Source organism: Methylacidimicrobium cyclopophantes (assembly GCF_902143385.2).
GTDB lineage: Bacteria > Verrucomicrobiota > Verrucomicrobiia > Methylacidiphilales > Methylacidiphilaceae > Methylacidimicrobium > Methylacidimicrobium cyclopophantes.
This window is the reverse complement of sequence record NZ_CABFUZ020000081.1, coordinates 19,931-37,635: the sequence shown is the minus strand read 5'-3', so window position 1 is coordinate 37,635 and position 17,705 is coordinate 19,931. Positions and strand designations below refer to the sequence as shown.

At 60.1% G+C, this 17,705-nt stretch carries 13 protein-coding genes and 1 tRNA gene; 5 read left to right on the top strand and 9 right to left on the bottom strand.

Annotated features, from left to right (window positions below; all coding sequences use genetic code 11):
- Nucleotides 1-7: 7 nt before the first annotated feature.
- Together FN369_RS02045 and pgsA are read right to left on the bottom strand one after the other, a co-directional pair.
- Nucleotides 8-430: a DUF1802 family protein gene (locus FN369_RS02045; RefSeq protein WP_142524570.1), complete on the bottom strand. Its 423-nt coding sequence runs from the start codon at nucleotides 428-430 to the stop codon at nucleotides 8-10.
- Nucleotides 431-537: 107 nt separating this feature from the next.
- A complete protein-coding gene (gene pgsA / locus FN369_RS02035) occupies nucleotides 538-1,203 on the bottom strand; it encodes a CDP-diacylglycerol--glycerol-3-phosphate 3-phosphatidyltransferase (RefSeq protein WP_178087612.1) in 666 nt (221 codons plus the stop codon).
- Nucleotides 1,204-1,312: 109 nt separating this feature from the next.
- Here pgsA and FN369_RS02030 point away from each other — a divergent pair, with 109 nt between their 5' ends.
- Complete coding sequence (locus FN369_RS02030) at nucleotides 1,313-1,891, top strand: BsuPI-related putative proteinase inhibitor (RefSeq protein ID WP_142524569.1); 579 nt, start codon at nucleotides 1,313-1,315, stop codon at nucleotides 1,889-1,891.
- A 48-nt stretch (nucleotides 1,892-1,939) separates the two neighbouring features.
- Here the strand turns inward: FN369_RS02030 and FN369_RS02025 are convergent.
- The 3 genes from FN369_RS02025 to FN369_RS02015 form a co-directional block, all read right to left on the bottom strand.
- Nucleotides 1,940-2,013: transfer RNA gene (locus FN369_RS02025), tRNA-Ile, on the bottom strand.
- 49 nt (nucleotides 2,014-2,062) lie between these two features.
- Nucleotides 2,063-3,277, bottom strand: coding sequence for an efflux RND transporter periplasmic adaptor subunit (locus tag FN369_RS02020; RefSeq protein ID WP_246189486.1), 1,215 nt, complete (start codon nucleotides 3,275-3,277; stop codon nucleotides 2,063-2,065).
- A 14-nt stretch (nucleotides 3,278-3,291) separates the two neighbouring features.
- The gene (locus FN369_RS02015; RefSeq protein WP_142524543.1) at nucleotides 3,292-6,519 is read right to left on the bottom strand and encodes an efflux RND transporter permease subunit; all 3,228 of its coding nucleotides are present in this window, start codon (nucleotides 6,517-6,519) and stop codon (nucleotides 3,292-3,294) included.
- 513 nt (nucleotides 6,520-7,032) lie between these two features.
- Here FN369_RS02015 and FN369_RS02010 point away from each other — a divergent pair.
- The 3 genes from FN369_RS02010 (at nucleotide 7,033) to FN369_RS02000 (ending at nucleotide 10,481) form a co-directional block, all read left to right on the top strand.
- Nucleotides 7,033-8,121 (top strand): acyl-CoA desaturase, encoded by a 1,089-nt coding sequence (locus tag FN369_RS02010; RefSeq protein ID WP_142524542.1) that lies wholly within the window; start codon nucleotides 7,033-7,035, stop codon nucleotides 8,119-8,121.
- Nucleotides 8,122-8,341: 220 nt separating this feature from the next.
- Complete coding sequence (locus FN369_RS02005) at nucleotides 8,342-9,331, top strand: hypothetical protein (RefSeq protein WP_246189485.1); 990 nt, start codon at nucleotides 8,342-8,344, stop codon at nucleotides 9,329-9,331.
- A gap of 7 nt (nucleotides 9,332-9,338) precedes the next feature.
- Nucleotides 9,339-10,481 (top strand): ChaN family lipoprotein, encoded by a 1,143-nt coding sequence (locus tag FN369_RS02000; protein WP_142524541.1) that lies wholly within the window; start codon nucleotides 9,339-9,341, stop codon nucleotides 10,479-10,481.
- Between the two features lie 237 nt (nucleotides 10,482-10,718).
- Here FN369_RS02000 and FN369_RS01995 read toward each other — a convergent pair whose 3' ends face one another.
- Both FN369_RS01995 and FN369_RS01990 read right to left on the bottom strand, forming a co-directional pair.
- Nucleotides 10,719-10,871: a small basic protein gene (locus tag FN369_RS01995; protein ID WP_142524540.1), complete on the bottom strand. Its 153-nt coding sequence runs from the start codon at nucleotides 10,869-10,871 to the stop codon at nucleotides 10,719-10,721.
- 130 nt (nucleotides 10,872-11,001) lie between these two features.
- Nucleotides 11,002-11,853, bottom strand: a complete 852-nt coding sequence (locus FN369_RS01990) for a L,D-transpeptidase family protein (protein ID WP_142524539.1) — start codon at nucleotides 11,851-11,853, stop codon at nucleotides 11,002-11,004.
- A gap of 90 nt (nucleotides 11,854-11,943) precedes the next feature.
- Between FN369_RS01990 and FN369_RS01985 the strand changes: the two genes are divergently transcribed.
- Entirely contained in the window at nucleotides 11,944-13,077 is a 1,134-nt protein-coding gene (locus tag FN369_RS01985) for a hypothetical protein (RefSeq protein ID WP_142524538.1), read from the top strand.
- Between the two features lie 245 nt (nucleotides 13,078-13,322).
- On the opposite strand, the gene FN369_RS01980 is transcribed toward FN369_RS01985, so the two are convergent.
- Nucleotides 13,323-15,875, bottom strand: coding sequence for a BatD family protein (locus FN369_RS01980; protein WP_178087610.1), 2,553 nt, complete (start codon nucleotides 15,873-15,875; stop codon nucleotides 13,323-13,325).
- 2 nt (nucleotides 15,876-15,877) lie between these two features.
- Entirely contained in the window at nucleotides 15,878-17,626 is a 1,749-nt protein-coding gene (locus tag FN369_RS01975; RefSeq protein ID WP_142524536.1) for a VWA domain-containing protein, read from the bottom strand.
- Nucleotides 17,627-17,705: the final 79 nt, after the last annotated feature.

Below are 17,705 nucleotides of genomic sequence, written 5' to 3'. Positions count from 1 at the left end.
TCCAATCTCATCCAATTTCGACCGCAGCGCGCACTTCCCGTTCCCGTGAGCCGAACTCCGCTTCGGAGAGCACCGGGGTCAATTCTTCGCCCCATGGACGCTCCACCTTCACCCAAGACCGGCAGCCCCCCAGGCTGCGATCCCAAGGGTATTTCCCCTTTTCGGTCCGATAAACGCGGACCATCAGTAGATGTAATCCCTCTTTTTCTCCGTAGGCAAATCTCTCCCGAAGGAGATCTTCGTTCCAAAGCTGCAAATGGACGATCCGGCTCACGCTCCGCCAATCGGACAGAAAGCGCGACCAGACGAGGCGGGCTACGAACTGCAGTTCCACCTCTTCCGCCTCCGCTGGCTCGCGCTCTTCCACTAAGAATTGGAAGCCCGGCTGAATCTTCTCCGCTTGGGCATGGAGTGGGCAGCAACCAGAAATCGGCGTGCTCCGTCGCGAAGCCGCGCCGTTTCTCCACGATCCCTCCCTTTCGGAGGATCAGGGACTGCAATCCGCTTCCCAAAGCTCGGACGACGGGCTCCGCTTCTTTAAGAGCGGGCCATCCGTTTCCCCGAGCCCGCAGAGCAGGGCCGGCAACCAAGAGCTTCTCTCCCTCCTTCCACAAGGCCTTCTTCCGAAAAGACCAGAGCACGACAACGATAAAAGTAGAGGACGCCCGAGACAAAGGTGATCGTGACTGCCAACCAGAGGAGGGCAGCGGTCAGAATTCCCCAGAGCCGGTCGCTCATCCACTTGCCCATCCCCAGCTCCGCCAGAGCCATTTGCGTTAAAACCAGGAGCACGTAGACCATTTGAGCCAAGGTCTTCCATTTCCCGGAAGGGCCAGCGGCCAAAACCTCCCCTCGCGCGGCGATCAATGCGCGCAGCCCCGTAACCAAAAACTCCCGAGCCATGATGACGACAACGGCCCAAAGTGGGACGATCCCCCGCTCGAGCAGCGCCAGAAAGGCGGCGCAGATCAAGATCTTGTCAGCTAGAGGATCCAAGAGCTTGCCCAAGTCGCTGACGAGGTTGTTCCTCCGCGCGATCCAGCCGTCTACCCAATCGGTGAGGCTCCCGAGCGCAAAGAGGAAAAGGGCCGTCGTGGCGGAGTAGCTCCACGATACGCTGACGTCCCCGACGAAGAGCCCGCAGATGCAAAGCCTTCCCAGGCTGATCTGGTTCGGGAGGTTCCACTGTTTGGCAGTCGGCACCGCTTCCGGCACTAATCGCTCAAGCCACCCGCCGGAGCAAGAGAAACCTATCGCCCGCGGCTAGAGAAAAGGGATCGACGCTTGCGCTGCATTCGGTAAACTTTTTTTGGTGAAACGGACGCTGGTTCTCGCTCTCTGCCTGCTTGCGAGTGCCCCTGCCTGGGCCATCGACGTGAGCCCGAGCAAGAATACCCATCCCAACATCATCGACGACACCCCGAGGAGACATTGGAGCCTCTTTTCCTTCCGCTTCGGCGACCCGAAACGAATCGAGAAGGCCAACCAGGTGAATCTGCGGAACGTAGAAGCTCGGCTTCAGGTGGAACGGAATCCCTTCTCTCTGGCCTTACTGCACGATCGACTCGAGTCGGCTACGCTGCGGCTCACCTTTCAGGTGCTCAACAAAGGGAAGCGCACCTACGCGTTCAATTTTCCTAACGCCCAGCGCTATGACTTTGTTTTGCGGGATGCGGCAAACCAGCCGCTCTACGTCTGGTCTGCGGATAAGGAGTTTCTGGCCATCGAGGGGATGTCTATGCTCGACCCGGGCGATTGTCTGACGTTTACGGATGTCTTGCCGATCCAGGACCTCGATCGTCCGCTCACTCCGGGAACCTACCGCATCGAGATGACCCTGGCCGGCTACCCGGAAGTCTCGGCAGCCACGTCCCTTACCGTCGTGCCGTAGCCGTTTCTCCGCGTCCGGGCCGATGGATTTTGCAGTCCCTCTGCGAAGTGGGTCCGGCGGGAGTCGAACCCGCATCCAAGGGATTATGAGTCCCCTGCTCTCACCGATTGAGCTACAGACCCGTCCCGGACCGCGCAAGGGCGCACTCTACTTTTTCGCTCCGGTCTTCGCCTACCGGTCCTCCTGCGTCGAGACGACGGTGACCGTGGCCCCCTCCACTTTCGCCCGATCGGGGGGACTCAGGATCACTCGTTCCCCCGCCTGGATCCCGGAAAGAATCTCCACTTTGTAGCCGTCGTTGTTTCCGAGATCAACTTTTCGGAGATGGCATCGATCGCCCGCATCTACGACGAGGACATAATGGCCGTCGCCGCGATCGAAGACCGTGTTGACAGGGAGAACGAAGGGAGCGCGGCTCGGAACCGCAAAGGTGACGAGCACGTAGAGCCCGGGCAGGAGCTTCTGATCGGGATTGGGCAAGTCGACTTCGGTCAGAAGAGTTCGCGAGGCCGGCTCGAGACCCATCGCCGTGCGGACCACAAGAGCATTCCGAATCTCTTTCGGCATCTCCGGAATCGCTACCTTCGCCAGCATTCCCTCCCGGATTGCAAAAGCGTAGGCTTGGGGAACGGCGACATAGATGCGCAAAAGGGAAATTTCCGCCATTCGAAAGAGCTGCCGCATCGCTCCGAACGGGAATTCTCCCTGCCCTGCTATGAGAGTTCCGACGTCGATGTTCCGAGCCGTAATGACCCCGGAAAAGGGAGCGGTCACCTTTTCGAACTTCTGCCACTCGATCCACCGGTTGAGCTCGGCCAGAGCCGCTTCATACCCGGTCCGCTGGACATCGTACTCCTCTTGGGAAACCGCCCGGGTCCGAACGAGCGCCTTCCAGCGCTCGTAGTTAATTCGAGCGATGTCCGCCTTTGCTCTCAGGTTGGAGACCGTGTGGTCGACCTCCGGCGCGTCGATCTCGCAGAGCAGATCGCCCTCTTTGACCCGTTCGCCGATATCGTGATACCAGCTTTTTACATATCCGCTTACCCTCCCCCAAATCGGGGTCTCGTAGAAGCCCTGTGTCGTGCCCGGGAGCTCCAGCGGAATCGCCGCGGGCACCGCCTCGGGATTCACCAGTTGCACGTAAATGTTTTTGCTCTCCTCGACCATGCCTCGCAAAGAGGCCCAATTCATGGCCCGCTTTACCAGACCGACCGCCAGCAGGAGTCCCAACATTCCTCCTATGATCCAGCCAGGATGCCGCTTTTGCGCAAAACCGACGATCGATCTCTTGATCCGTTCCCAAAATCCGGGAAAATCTCCCGGCCGCAACGAAGGGATGAGCCGAAAGAAGATGCGGTGACGATCCGCTGGCTCTTTTCGCACCATTTCCTCCGTTCCGCCTAGCGCCCTTTCGCCGCCCCGGGGCTTCGAATCGAGGCGAACACGGCCGGCACGAAGATCAGGGTGCCAACGGTCGCCAGGAGCAATCCTCCGATGACCGCGCGTCCCAGAGGGGCATACTGCTCGCCTCCCTCGGCCACCCCTAGGGCCATCGGCAGCATCCCCACGATCATCGCCCCGGCCGTCATCAAAACGGGCCGGAGACGGATCTTCCCGGCTTCCACGGCCGCATCGACCGCCGTCAAGCCTTCAGCCATGCGCTGGTTGGCAAAGGTAACCAAAAGGATGCTGTTCGAGCTCGCAACTCCGACGGTCATCAGGGCGCCCATCAAGGCGGGAACGCTGAAGGTCGTGCCCGTCAAAAAGAGCATCCAGATGATCCCGCAGGCCCCGATGGGGAGAACCGAAAGGATGATGAAGGGCTCTCGCCACGATTGAAAATTGGTGACCAGCAACAGATAGACCAACACGATGGCAAACAAAACACCGAATCCAAGCTGAGCGAACGAGTCGTGCATGCTGACGACTTGCCCCATCACCTCGGCCCGATAAAGCGGGGGAAGCTTCTGCCGCACGTCCCGGAGAATCTTTTCGATATCCGCTGCCACGCCCGCCAAATCGCGCCCTTGGGCATTCGCTAAAACATCGAAGACCGGCTTCATCGTGGAGCGGCTCATCATGGCTGGCTGAAGCGTTTCCTTTAGCTGAGCGACGTTCGCCAAGAGTTCCGCATTCTGAACATTTCCGAGGAGGGTCTGCGTCGATGCGGGCGGAGGAACCGCCTCCGTCGTCGTCGGCGCAAGCGTCATGTTGAGCAGGTCATTAATCGAGGAGATCTTCCGTTGCTGGGTAAAGACCAGAAAGGGATAGTTGATCGTCGTCCGAGGGTCGACCCAATAGGTCGGACTCACCATAAAGCTGCTGGAAAGATTGTTGAGGACGTTGTTGGTGATATCAACCTGCTTTAACCCCATCTCGACGGCCCGGACTCGATCCACTTCGAGATGTAGGGTGGGATAGTCGATTCGCTGGTGGATATGGGCGTCGACAGCCCCTGGTACCGATCGGACTCGATCGCGGATCTCGCTGGCGAATTTGTAGGCTAGGTCGAGATCCAAACCGCTCACATGGATATCGATCGGAGCAGCGATGCCGAAGTTGAGCACTTCGTTGACCATGTCCGCCGGCTGGAAAAAGAATTCGCAACTCGGAAACCGCTCCGGAAGCAGCTTTCGGAGCCGCTTGGCGTATTCGGCGGTCGGGCGATGGTGCTCTCGAAGCTGAAGGAAGATCTCGCCGTCGAAGACTCCCTCGTTCATCGAATCAGAGAGGGCCAGCGTCGACATGAAGTAAATCGGGATTCCCATGTTGTCGACGATCGTTTGCAGCTCTTCGGGAGGGATGACTTCTCGAATGGTCTTTTCGATGTCGGCGAAAATTCCTTCCGTGGCCTCGATCCTGGTCCCAGTAGGGGCATAAACGTGGAGCCGCAGGATCCCGGCGTCGGCTACCGGGAAAAAGTCGCGACCAATCCACGGCACCACAAGGAGACTCATGAGGAACAGCAACGCTGTGGTCTCGAAGACACGCCTCCGATGAGCGAGAAAGAACGCGAGGATGCGCGCATACCCGTTGCGGAACGCATCGAAGACCCGGACGAATGCCCCGTGGAACCTCCGCATGGCTGAATCCGTTTCCTGTCCTTCCCTTTCGGATTCCTCGCGCAACAGGAGGACGGCCATCGCCGGAACGAGTGTCCGGGAAAGAAAATAGGAAAAAACCATCGCGAAAACGACGGCCAGAGCCATGGGGATGAAAAGGAACCGAGGCGGGCCTTCCAGGAATATGACGGAGGTGAAAACGACCGAAATGGAAAGGGTCGCAATGAAGGCGGGTGCGGCGATCTCCTGGCTCCCATCGACGATCGCCTGCCGGAAGGGCTTCCCCAGCTGGAGATTTCTGTGAATGTTCTCGATCGCAACCGTCGCGTCATCCACGAGGATGCCGACGGCAAGCGCGAGCCCTCCGAGGGTCATTAGATTCAGAGTGTTTCCCAGGCTGCTGAGGACGAACAGAGAGAGAAGAATGCAAAGCGGGATGGACGAGACGACGATCAAGGTGGTGCGGAGGCTGCCCAGAAACAGAAGGATCATAGCCGCCGTTAGGATCGCCGCGCTCGCTGCCTCGCCGACCACCCCTTGGATCGCCGCCTTCACGTAAACGGACTGGTCGAAAAGCTCTCGGATCTCGACCTCGGGATTTGCCCGCCGAATTTCCGGCAAAAGCGCTTTGATCTGATCGACGATTTGAATGGTGGAGCCGCCGGCAATCTTGAGCGCCGTCATCAGGACTCCGTGTCGTCCGTTGAGACGGACTAGGTTCCATTGCGGCACCCCACCGTCGTGGATGTTTGCGACGTCGCGGACGTAGACGACGCGGTCATTGATGTTTTTCCGAACGACCGAGGTGTTCGGATCCGGAACAAGCTTCACCGGGAAGTTGTTCACCTCGAAGATGTCTTTCGGGACGTTGTTGAGAGTCACGAAATAGTCGCGGTCTCCGATCTTCACATCCCCCGACGGGTAGTCGATCACCTGTCCGTTGACGACGTTCAGCAAATCTTGGGCCGTCAAGCCGCGGGCCAGGAGCTGGTTGGGGTCGCAGTCCACCGTCATCCACCGGACGATGCCGCCCCATGGGGGAATGAGAAGGGTTCCGCGCACCGCCAGAAGATCTCGGCGAAGCTGCCAGACCGTGTAGTCGTAGAGTTTCGATTCCGAAAGAACCGGACTCGAGACGGCGATCTGAACGACGGGCACCGAGGAGGCGTTGAAACGAAAAATCAACGGGGGCGTGGTTCCGGGCGGCATTCGTTTGATCAGCGGTTGCAGAACTGCGGTGATCTCGGCGATAGCTATGGAAATATTGACGTTCGGCTGAAAATAGACCCTCGTGACGGAGAAGCCGAAGAAGACGTTCGACTCGACTCTCTTGACGCCGTCGACGAAGTTGGCGATCTGGTAGTCGCTGAAGGTCGTGATGTAGTTGGTCATGTCGGTCGGCACTAGGCCCAGGTATTGCCAAGCGATGATCACCACGGGGATGTCGATCTCCGGGAAGACGTCGGTGGGCGTCCTCCGAATCGAGAAAACCCCCAAGAAGACGATTGCGATCCCGAGCACCGCAACCGAATAGGGTTTCTTTAAGGCGGTTCGAACAAGCCACATGGCCACTCCCTTCTGCCTCGGCGGGATCGCTTCCTTCTAGCTGCATCGTACCCCAGAGTGGCGACGACAACAATCGCGTTGTCCAAAGCGGAAAGCTCGGCGGCTCGCCTCAAAAAGAGAAATCCAAGGCATCACGGCGATCGGGAAGCTCGATCGGCTTCTCTCGCAAGGCTGCCGTCCGGCTCTTCGGTGGGGAATGAACCGCCGGACGACGGCACGCCGACCTTGTGCAACGGATCCGCAGGATGTATCGTAAGGAAGAAAGATCGGTTCCGAGCTAGGAGATCCATTTACTAGATCCATTTACTCCCCCAGCGACGAGAATAATGCTGCGGGTGATGCTCTCTCCGTCCATCAGGCGTATTGGACGCTAAGCGAAACGACAAAAGAATTGTTGCGCGATCAATCGCGTCAAGACCCAGATGAGTTTCGATTTGTGCTTTTCTGGCGGAAAACACCTGACATTCAATCACTCATGAGGCTATCTTCGGAACGAAGCTTTCCTGGAATCCTATGAATTGGCCGACTACCATTTTTCTGATCTCTACCTTGATCCTCACTGTAACGGCGACCCCGGCCTATGCCCTCTTTTACGGCATCGATTGGTACCAGTGGGCGCTTTTCCTCAGTTTATTCTTGGCGACCGGATTGAGCATCACCCTCGGATACCACCGCCTTTTTTCCCATCGGTCGTTCCAGGCGAAATGGCCGGTCCGCTTATTCGTGCTGCTCTTTGGGGCGGCCTCCTTCGAAGGTTCGGCGATTTCTTGGGTATCGGATCATCGGTATCACCACAAGCACGTCGACCACGACGAGGATCCCTATGATATCCGCAAAGGATTCTTCTACGCGCACATGGGATGGCTCTTCGTGAAACTCCAGCCGGAGCGGTCACTGGACAACGTGCGGGATCTGCTCTCCGATCCGCTCTGCCGATGGCAGCATAAATTTATCGTACCGGTGGCATTTTTCGTGGGCTTCGGACTGCCTACCGCTTTGGGAGCCCTTCACTCCGGATGGATCGGGGCATTGGGAGGATTTTTGGTCGGTGGCGTCGCCCGGGTCGTCGCCGTACAGCAGATGACCTTTTTCATCAATTCCCTCTGCCATCTGGTCGGCGCTCAGCCTTATTCCTCTCGATGCACCGCTCGGGATAGCTGGATCATGGCGCTTTTCACCTTTGGAGAGGGCTATCACAATTTCCATCATGAGTTTCAGCACGACTACCGCAACGGCGTGAAACCTTGGCAGTGGGATCCGACAAAATGGACGATTTGGCTGCTCCATCGGATCGGGCTCGTTACCAACTTGCGGCGGGTTCCTTCGGAGCGCATCCTTTTGGCGGAACTCGTAGCAGCCCAGCATAGGATCCATTCGCATCTCTCCCGCTTGCCCGCCCGCGATTCCATGGGTCGTCTGGTTGCGGCATGGTACGAGTGCCTCCACCAAGTGGCCGCCTCCCTCTCCACCTACCGGGAGGAGTTGAGCGCGGCGCTCGAGGAAAAGAAGCGCCTTCCGCAAGAAGCCCTTCTCATGATTCGCCGAGAGATCCGACTCGCCTTGGCCCACTTAAAGCCGGGAACGAGTTTGATGGCGTCTTAGCAAGCATCTTTCGAAAGCGCTCTTTTGCGAATGACGCAGAGGCCGCTTCCGCATCGCCCGTGGATCCGCTCCTGGTGCCTCGTCACGGTTACGAGCTTTCCGAGCAATAGCCTCTCCCGGAGAGTTCTGGGCAACTCTCTCCGTCCGTGGCGCTCTTCCGGCAGGATGTCCGGCAGCGGGTCCTCGACATACCGAAGAGAATCGAGTACAAGTAACAGTCGTGGCTGATTCCCCATCGGCACCGCCCGAGAAGCCGGCGCCTTCCGATCCGCTCGCTCGGTTCGATAAGTGGCTCTCCCCGGAGGTGCTTGGCATAGCTGCGGATTCGGCCCGTGACTGGGTCTATCGCCTATATCCCTTCACGGGACGTTTCGGTGTCGAGTTGCAATGGAAGCGAGAGCGCTGCTGGTGGGTCGCCCTCTTCCCCAAAAAGAGGGAGCTTTCCTATCTTTGCGCAGGCGGTACTCTCCTGAACCACACCCGCAAGCCCTTTCGGCTGCTCGACGTTCGCCTGATTTCTTCTCGAGCCGGGTCCGATCTCTGCTATCGATCGATCCTCTCCTCCCAAGAGCCGGCAAATCGTGAAATCGAGGTTCCGCCACAGGGTGCGGTCGATCTCTCCTTGGAGATCGGTCTGCGTGGCCTCCCTCCGACCGGAACCAACGAGTTTTGGGTCGCCTTTTCTCTGCGCAGCGAAGGGAAACTCTCTGTGCCGGTTCACCTGATCCTTCGTCCGCTGACAGCGATCCTCGGCGAAATCGAGCTTCCACAGGAACCGGGATTTCAAATCCCGGATCCGATGGAAAAGAATGTCGCCTCGGTGCTGCAATTCGAGCTCGTCGAGCTTCGCTCTCGGGGACCCGCCCAGCTCGGTAGCGTTTTAGCACCCCGGGAAGACGGCGGCGAAAACGGAGAGACGGAAGAGAACCCGGCAGAGGAATCCGCGCGACGGCAGGTCACCTCTCCCAATGCGGAAGCGCTGCTTCGTCTCTTGTCCCGCTTGACCTCTGATGACGAGAGAACTCGCTTCCGAACAGCCCTCTGCAACCGGCTTCAGACTCAGCGTGGATACGGGCCCGTCGCCTATCTGATCCTCTTGGTTCTCTTTCGTGCCGGTTTCCTCTCCGACGGTTTGGCGGCCGCACAACCGGTCTTTGCGCAGATTCGCTGGCCCTTTTCGGGATGCGCCGGTTGTTGGCGCTATTGCTGAAGTGGGAATGGCGCTCTTTTTCCGACGGCCTTCTCGACGAGGTAGAGCGCTTCGTTTGTCAGTTAGGCGATCCCTTTCGGACGGCGGAGCGAATCGCCGCGATTCGTACCCTCCGCCTATCCGCGTCGGAAACTTCTCCGCGCTCGTCCCCTTGAGCGGTGGCGTCCTCAAAAAGGTAGATCCTTTGCTTTCGCTTCCCAGAGCGGTAGTCCGGCTCGCTCTCTTTTGCCTTCTCTGCTCCGGAGAAGCATCCGGGCAGGGCTGGATTGACCTACTCGCCGGAGATCCGGTTTCGGAAACGGATCTCCTTTCTGATTTGCGCACGGCCCGAATCACGTATTTAGGGGAGATGCATACCGCTCGCTCTCACCACCGGATCGAAGAGCAGCTTCTCTCCGCCCTGGCCTCCGGAGGCGCTCCTCTTTTCCTTTTTCTCGAGATGCTCGAACCGAAGGACGAACCGTTTCTCTCCCGCTTCCTGGAGGGCGAACTTTCGTTTGAGGAGTTCTCGCAGCGGATCGATTGGGCCAGTCGGTGGAGCAACTACCGGGATTACCGCGGCCTCTTGCGGATCGCTCGCGCAAAACGGATCCCGATCTTCGGCCTCGACGGCCCGGTTCCCCTTTTCCGCCGGATCGCCCGCCGAGGGTGGCAATCGATCACTCCCGCCGAACGGGAACGCGCCGGCCTCACCCGAATTCGATTCGATCCGCTCTACCAGCGTCTTCTCTTGCTTCTCTTACCGATCCATCCCGGGATGACGCGCTCATGGCTCCGGCGAGCCGCGGAAGCTCAGGAAATCCGCGATGATTGGATGGCGCAGCGGATCGTCTCCGCTCTCCGCAGCTCCCGGGGGAAGGATTGTCATGCGCTGGTCCTTTGCGGAGCGGGCCATCTGCGTTTCGGCCTGGGCTTACCGGAGCACGTAGCCATCCGTTCGCCTCTCCCTCATCGCATCCTTCTGCTCGTTGCCCCTTCGCAGACGCCCCGAATCCGCGCTCCATCCTCGATTCGGAATCCGCAGCAGCCCCTCCCGATTCCGCACGCCGCGCTCGAGTTCATCGGCCGTCCGCTCGCCGACTACCTCTGGATTCCGCCAAAATCGCTTCCTGCCAGGAAGAGTTTCCGGAGGGACAGCGAATCACGGTGAGAAAGGAGTTCGAGTGGTTGCAGAAGCTGCACTTCGTCGCTCAAGGCCATCGAACCACCTTTGCCTCCCGTAGTTGCGCAAGGAACGGAGAGACTTCCGTTTCCCTTCGAAGCGGAAGAGGTTGCTCGAGCCGGCGAGGCGATTCGCCGAGCGCTCGCCGGTTCTTACGAGCGTCGCATGCTCAAGCCGAAGCCGCGAGCGCAGCCCTCATAGCAAAAGTCAGTCCTAGAAACCGGCTCACAGAGGGTTCGTCTTCGGCAATCCGAAAACACGCATCCCTTCTTTCCATCGACCACGTTTTTTGAGGAGTGCGACCCGCTCAAAGCGCTTGAGTACATTCCGCTTTGCCGCGAGAGACGAACTTCTGCGAAGACTCCGGTGTTGCGACATGTCCTTCTCCTTACAGGAACGTGAACTCGACTTCATCGCAAAGCGGAGAGTGTTTGTCACGAAAAAAACCCGCTCGGCATGCGCTCTCAGCGGTTGCCCGAACTCGCCAATCGCCGAGCTTCCGTCGGACCTAACTGGTTTTCCCAAGGGCAGCTTTTGCCAGATGCTTGCTCCGAGCCGAATGGCCGCGATGCGGTTGCCGACTGCGGGCTTGCTGAGAGACGGCATGGCCTCTTTTCGATCGAGAGGAAACAGAGTCCGACCGGTGCACTCGAGGCGATGGAGCGGGCGGCAGCGTATGGGTTTGTCCCTGTACGGGAAGAGCCTTCGGCGCAGGAGGTGCGAGATTCGCCTCCGCGGGCTGAGAAAGGAAAGCCGCTGGTCTTGCCGCGACGGCCGTAGAGACAAGCCGCGACTCCGAAGAAAGCGGACCGGGTTGGATCACGACCAAACTTCCCACCGGCACCAATTCGTAAAGGGCAAGGACGTCCCGATTCCGCATCCGAATACAACCGTAGCTTGCAGGTTGACCCACCAGGGACTCCTGGTTGGTGCCATGGATGTAGATTCCCCGGCTATAGGCATTGCGGTTCCCCTCCTCCAGGCCGCGCAGCCAGAGAATCCGAGTGAGCAAGCTGTCATGGCCGGCTGCCGATCCGTGCTTCAAGTCGACCCGTTCCCCCGTATATCTTCGGTGATAAAACTTCCCGCCCAATGGGACCCCGTCGCCGATTTTATTCTGAACCACGAATCGGCCCAAGGGAGTCCGAAAGCTATTCGGCTGGTCGCCCAGCCCGAAGCGGGAGGTCGAAACCGGAAAGCGGTGCGTCGGCGCGCCGTTTTGTACTACCTCGAGAGCTTGATCGTGCACGCTCACGCGGACAAGGGTGGCGGGCTTGTAGTTCGTGGAGGTGACGCAGCTTGAAAGAAGGACCGAAAGAGCGCAGATACAAAGCTTACCGCCAAGGCCTACGCATCGCATGAACTTCCGAGACTCTAGCGGGAAGAGGGGACTGGGGAAAAGTCCTTTTTTCGGAGCCGTCGAAAGATCCGGCGGGGGAAGGACAAGGGGATGAGCGGCCGGGCGATCCTTACGACCGCCTTTGCTCGCTATCCCCGAAATTCCGCGGGGGTAACCTGGGCATTTTTGCAGTGGGCTCTCGGATTCCGATCGTTGGGTTGGGACACGTGGTTGGTGGAAGAGCTGCCGGCCTCGGCATGCATCGATGCCGCCGGGAAGCGAACTACTCCCGATCGGGCCGTCAATGCGAGTTATTGGCGAAAGGCGATCGCGGAATTCGGATGGTGCGGGAAAGCGACCCTTTTTCAAGAAGGAGAAAGGGAAGAGTGGGAGGAGTTGCGCGCCTATGCCCGAGAGGCCGATCTCCTCCTGAACATATCGGGCGTCCTTCGCCGGCGGTCGCTTCTAGATCTGCCCAAGCGGCGAATCTACCTCGACCTCGATCCGGTCTTCACATCAATCTGGGCGCGGCAGTACGGCTGCGACCTCGGCCTCGCCGGTCACGACGTCTTTGTGACCGTAGGGCTCCGTATGGATCAAGAAGACGTCCGCGCACCCAATCTTGGAGTGCCCTGGCTCACCACGCTACCGCCCGTTGTCCTCGATTCCTGGACGGCACTTCCGGGAGGAGGAAAGAGCTGGACTACGGTTACCCACTGGCGGGCCTATCCGGAAGTCCGCTGGGGACAATGGGTCTTTACGAACAAAGCTCCGGAGTGGGAAAGAGTCCTCGCTCTCCCTCGGCTCGTCGATGTCCCTTTTCGGATCGCCTGCGATCTCGCGGAGGAGGAGATTGCCGAAAGATTCCGGGCGGCCGGATGGGAGATTGTTTCGAGCAGCGACATCACTACGGATTGGAAACAGTATCGCGCGTTCTTAAACGACAGCCGCGGCGAGTTTTCCGTAGTCAAAGGCGGTTATCGGATTTCCAACTGCGGCTGGTTCAGCGATCGAAGCGCCTGCTATCTTTCCCTTGGGAAGCCGGTGGTGCTCCAGGAAACCGGCTGGAGCACGCGGCTGAGGCCGCCGTGCGGCTTGCACCCGTTTTCTTCGATAGACGAGGCCGCGCGCGCCATCGAAAGGGTCGAAAGCCACTACGCCGAAGAAGCCGCAGGAGCGCGGGCATTCGCGGAAGAGGCGTTGGATGCCCGAAAGGTAATCGGCCGCTTGCTGGGCCGACTTTGACGTTCCGGGAGCAAATCAGAGTCTTGCCTATCGCCGGCCTGCCTACCAATGGTCCAAGGCACCCGCCTTCCTTGGAAAGCTTCTGCCCTAGGCGCGGCGCACGAGCTTGGATGCGAGGCGGACGCTTTGGCTTTCTGCCGAAGCCGCAGGAAGAGATCCGGCGCGGACAAAAACCCGATCCGACGCAGCAGGCACGGCCGGCTCGCAAGCCGCATGCGCAGCAGAAAGCTTGCGCGGAGGTCCGATCAGGATCGAGAAGACGAAGGGAAGGCGGATTCTCCGCTCCCGACGCGTCGAGGGGAACGGTGCGCGCGCGAAGGAATCGAGGGACGAAAGAACCGGACGACCGCCTCTGCGCGCAGCCACCCCGAGCGTGAGTCGGAAAGACGCACCTGGATCCAGTGAAGGAATGGCTTTCCGACGACGACCAGAATCGGAGCGATCACCGGACCGCTCTGCTGTTCCGCATCGGTCGGTATAGAGTGCAAGGAAGCATCCTCGATCACAAGGCCGGCCCGAGGATCGGCCATGGGTCCATAGAGAGCCACTGCGCTCAGGGCAATCGTCGATAGGCTCAGGCCGACGGCGAGGAGGGTGTTGCGCAGCGGGAGAGCTGGTCGAGCGAGCCCATAGCGCGAGAGCAGGAGAAGAACCCCGGAAGCAAAGAGGACGAGCAGCCCGATCGCGAGGAGAAGCTGCCATTCCGCGGGGGATGCACCGCCGATCCAGCGAAACCAGACGGGACCGCTTACCAAGGCCGAGAGTCGCTTATCGACGCCGGGGCAATGGGTGAGAGCGAGCGCGAAGTTCGCGCGAACGGCGGAGTCGCGAGGGGAGAGCAGGAAAGCCGAGGACCATTGCGCGAGAGCTTCCTGCCACCGCCCCTCCTGGGAGAGGGCGGCTCCATAGTTGTTCCGCGCGATCCAGTCGGTCGGATTTCTTCGCAAGCTTCGCTCCCAGAGCTCCGCGGATTGCTCGAAGCGACCGGAACGGTAGAGCTCCAGGGCGCTTATCCCCCAGGACGAGGAGAGGAGAACGATCCAGATCGTCACCGCAGGGAAGAAATGCCTGCGCGCGAATGTCCCCTTCCAGGATTGTCGAGGAATCCGGATGCGCCGTGCCTCTTCTTCCGATCGTCCGATCCAGTCGGAAGGAAGGGTCGCCTCTCGCGCGTAGAGATGGATCTCCGCCTCCTGCCAGAGTTCTGTCCAAGCCCTCCGCGTAGACGAGTCAACCTGAGCTCGTTCCAGAGCCGCCCCTAGCTCCGCGACCCCCGGCACGGCTGGAACGACGAGCCAGGCATCCCGGATGGCCGCCTGCCAGTGGAAGAGCTGCTCTTGTCGCTCTCCCACCGATGTCGCGCGGCGAATCTGGCGATGAATCCGGCGGAGGCGGCGCAATCCGGCGCGTCGCCGCTCCATAGGATCGGCCCGCCGTGCGTGTCGCCAGGCCAAGAGGAACCAAAGGGCAAGTAGCGTTGCGCCCGCTCCGCCCGCTTCGAGGAAGAGCCAGCGATTCTCCAAAGGAGCGAGCGCGGCGGAGGAACCGACGAGCGGTGCCTCCGGCAACCGTTTTGGGGCCGGCGATCCGTTCGAGTAGGCTGTCGGCCCGGAAGAGGAAGGACGCTCCGGGGGAGAAGCGGCGGCAGAAGAGGCGGAAGTCACCGTCAAGACGGCGGGCGCCGCTTGCGCCGTTCGATAGCATCCGGCAAGGGGATCGAAGTAGGTGAATCGATAAGGAGGGATCGTGTATCGGCCAGGATGATCGGCCACGACGATGCGTTCGAGGACCAGGGAGCCAGAAAAAAGCGAATCCGGATCGCTTTGGCGCCGCGGCGCAGGCTCGATGACCCGCAGTCCGGAAGGGATCGGCGGCGGAACAAGATTCCAATGGGTCGTCCAGTTCCCCGTGCCGTCAATGCGAAGAGTCCATGTCGCCGGCTCTCCCACTTGGGTCTCGGCAGCGGAGAGTTCGCTGATCAGGCGGAACGTGCCTACGGCTTGGGTGAATCCTTCTTTCGGCGGCGTCGGCAACGGTTTGACCTGCAGGGTGAGGGCCGAAGTCCGAAGAACCAGCGGACGGATGATCGCTTGGGAAAACAGGCCCTGGCCGAACTTTCCTGTTTCCATGTTCACATGTTGGCTCACCGGACAAAGGGAAACCTTTCCTGGATTGAGCGCGATCGCCAGAGCCGAGTAGCGAAGGCCGCTGAAAAAACTGCCCCGCCAATCCCCGCTGACTCTTTCCGGGCGGCTCCACCGGTCAACGAGCACGTCGGCAGGGGTCCACTCGGGTTGTCCGGTGATTTCCAGGAAAGTACCGGCATGGGCGAGAAGCCGATACTCGACCGGGAAAGGCTCTCCCTGCCACACCTCTTTCCGGAATAGGAGGAGCGACGCGTCGGCTGAAGAGACGAAGGAGGGGGAGGAGGGAGGCTCCCCGACCCAAAACGAAAAGGGGGGCACGGAGACCAAGCCTCGATCCGTCGGGAGCAAAAAGCCGGGCAGTGTGTGAGGGCCGGTGCGAAGAGGCTGGAGGATATAGGAATAGACAATGGAAGAGTTTCCTCCGCTTCCGGAATTCGCCAAAAGCTCCTTTTTCGGGAATCCGGTTTCCACATAGGGAATCGCGGGGAGTTCCGGATCGCTCTGCGGAATCGCTCCTTCAACGACCAGCTTCACTTGGTAAGCGGAATCGAGGGTGGCTCTGGTCTCGGGCGGCAGCCAATGAGCCCCTTGGGCGTAGAGAAGCGCATGGGAAAAGGAAAGAACCAAAAAAAGAACGAAAAACCGGTTCACCTTTACCAATCCATCAATTCCGGCGGGCTATCCGCTTGTTCGGCTTCCTTTTGCCGCATCCGCTCGAAGAGGATCGCAGGACGGTCGAGCCGCTCGACTTGGTGCAAGCGCGCCCTAGCCCCACTCTGCCCCTCCGGAAGCGAACGCCGCGCCTCTGACTCTGCCCCATCCTTGCGGTCGAGGGAGCCCGGCGGCGACGCGGCGGAGGATCCCGAGGATTTTTCCTCGGATGAGCCCGGAGTGGGGCGCTGCCGATCCATTCTCCGATTTCCGGAGGGATGCCCGGCCGCGGAGGGACGGAAGCGCGGAGAGTGCAAAGAGGACGAGCCCCGATTCTGGGAAAAAGAAGAGGAAGTTTCGGATGGTGCGTTCGCGGCCCGAGCCGCTTCGAGGAGAGCTTGAAGCTCCTTGCGCATCTGCTCCCAAGGGAGCAAGCGTGGGTCGAGCCGCTCCCCTCGATCGACCGCGGTCAACCCATCCTGAATCACCCCTGTGGACAATCCTTCTTCCTTGCCGGCACGACACCAAGAAATCGTTTCGCGCGCCAGGGCGCCATAGTCGGAAGCGGAAAGACGCTCTTTCCCCGCGAGAGCCTGGACGCAGCGAACAAGCTTGTCCTCTTCCCCGCCGGCACCGGAGGAATTCGGAGCCGAGCGCGCTTGGGAAAAGCAGGGCAGCGGCCAAAGTCCTCCAAGCGTGAGGAAAAAGGCGAGGAGCACCTTGGAGTTCGCAGCCAGGGGGCGAGCCGGAGGAGGAGCGGTTCGGGACGAGGAACGAAAAGCGGGAAGTTCCCAAAGAAGGCCGGCGCACCAACAGAGAAGGGCGGGCAAGAGGAAATAGGCGAATCGCTCGGCCCGGCCCTCCGCTTGTTCCATTCGGGATCCTTTTGCCGCGGAATCGAAGCCGAAAATCTCCGACAGCGTCACCCACCGATCTCCCCGAAAATAGCGGCCGCCGGTTGCGGAAGCCAAGGCGCGGAGCGGGTTCGACTCCAAATGGGAGAGCACCGGATGCCCTTGCTCGTCCTTCAGGAATCCTCCCCTGGGATCCGGAATCATCCCCCCTCGACTCGTTCCGAGACCGATCGCATCGATCCGCACCCCCAACCGTGCGAGCCGCGACAGCCTTTCTTTCGAGCCGCTCCCGTGATCTTCCCCATCACTGAGGAGGAGGAGCACCTTCTCAGCGGCATCGCTCTGGGAAAATGCCTCGTATGCCTCGGCCAGAAGAGCTGTAAAATCGGTCCCCGCTTCCGGCAGGCTGGCCGGAGTCAGTTCGGTCAGCAATCCCTCGATGGCGCCGTAATCGGTGGTCAGCGGGACGGCCAGTTGAGCGGAGTTGGAAAAGACCAAGAGGCCGACTCGTTGTCCCTGGGCTTGCTGGAGGAATGCTCGAATCAACAGCTTGGCACGATCGAGGCGAGAGGGCGGAAGATCGGGAGAGGTCATGCTCCGGGAGAGGTCCAAGGCGAGGATCAGGTCGGTCGACGGACGGAGGAGCTGCCGAGGGCTTTGTCCCCCCTGGGGGCGGGCTAATGCAAAAAGAACGAACAAGCCCGCCAGCACAAAAAACCGAGGCCAGCGCCGAATGGCCTGCCCGCCGCTGCGGATCGCCCATCGACCCTCCGTGGGAACGAGCTGGAGAAAGGATTTCCCTGCGGAAAGTCTTGCTTCCGTCCGCCAGAAGAGAAGCAGCGCGAAGGCCAAGAGAGGAAGCCCTAGGTAGAGCCAAAGAGGAGAGCGCCAGATCATGGAAGCAAGAGCGTGTGGCTAGGATTTGCTTCGAGGAGCGGGGTCCGCTCCTCCGCGGAAAATGGGCGTCCAGGCGGGC

Bases quoted from the DNA above. Each gene is read 5' to 3' on its own strand.
- FN369_RS02020 (WP_246189486.1), bottom strand. From the start codon at position 3,277: ATGGTGCGAAAAGAGCCAGCGGATCGTCACCGCATCTTCTTTCGGCTC.
- FN369_RS02015 (WP_142524543.1), bottom strand. From the start codon at position 6,519: ATGTGGCTTGTTCGAACCGCCTTAAAGAAACCCTATTCGGTTGCGGTG.
- FN369_RS02010 (WP_142524542.1), top strand. From the start codon at position 7,033: ATGAATTGGCCGACTACCATTTTTCTGATCTCTACCTTGATCCTCACT.
- FN369_RS02000 (WP_142524541.1), top strand. From the start codon at position 9,339: ATGGCGCTCTTTTTCCGACGGCCTTCTCGACGAGGTAGAGCGCTTCGT.
- FN369_RS01995 (WP_142524540.1), bottom strand. From the start codon at position 10,871: ATGTCGCAACACCGGAGTCTTCGCAGAAGTTCGTCTCTCGCGGCAAAG.
- FN369_RS01990 (WP_142524539.1), bottom strand. From the start codon at position 11,853: ATGCGATGCGTAGGCCTTGGCGGTAAGCTTTGTATCTGCGCTCTTTCG.
- FN369_RS01985 (WP_142524538.1), top strand. From the start codon at position 11,944: ATGAGCGGCCGGGCGATCCTTACGACCGCCTTTGCTCGCTATCCCCGA.
- FN369_RS01975 (WP_142524536.1), bottom strand. From the start codon at position 17,626: ATGATCTGGCGCTCTCCTCTTTGGCTCTACCTAGGGCTTCCTCTCTTG.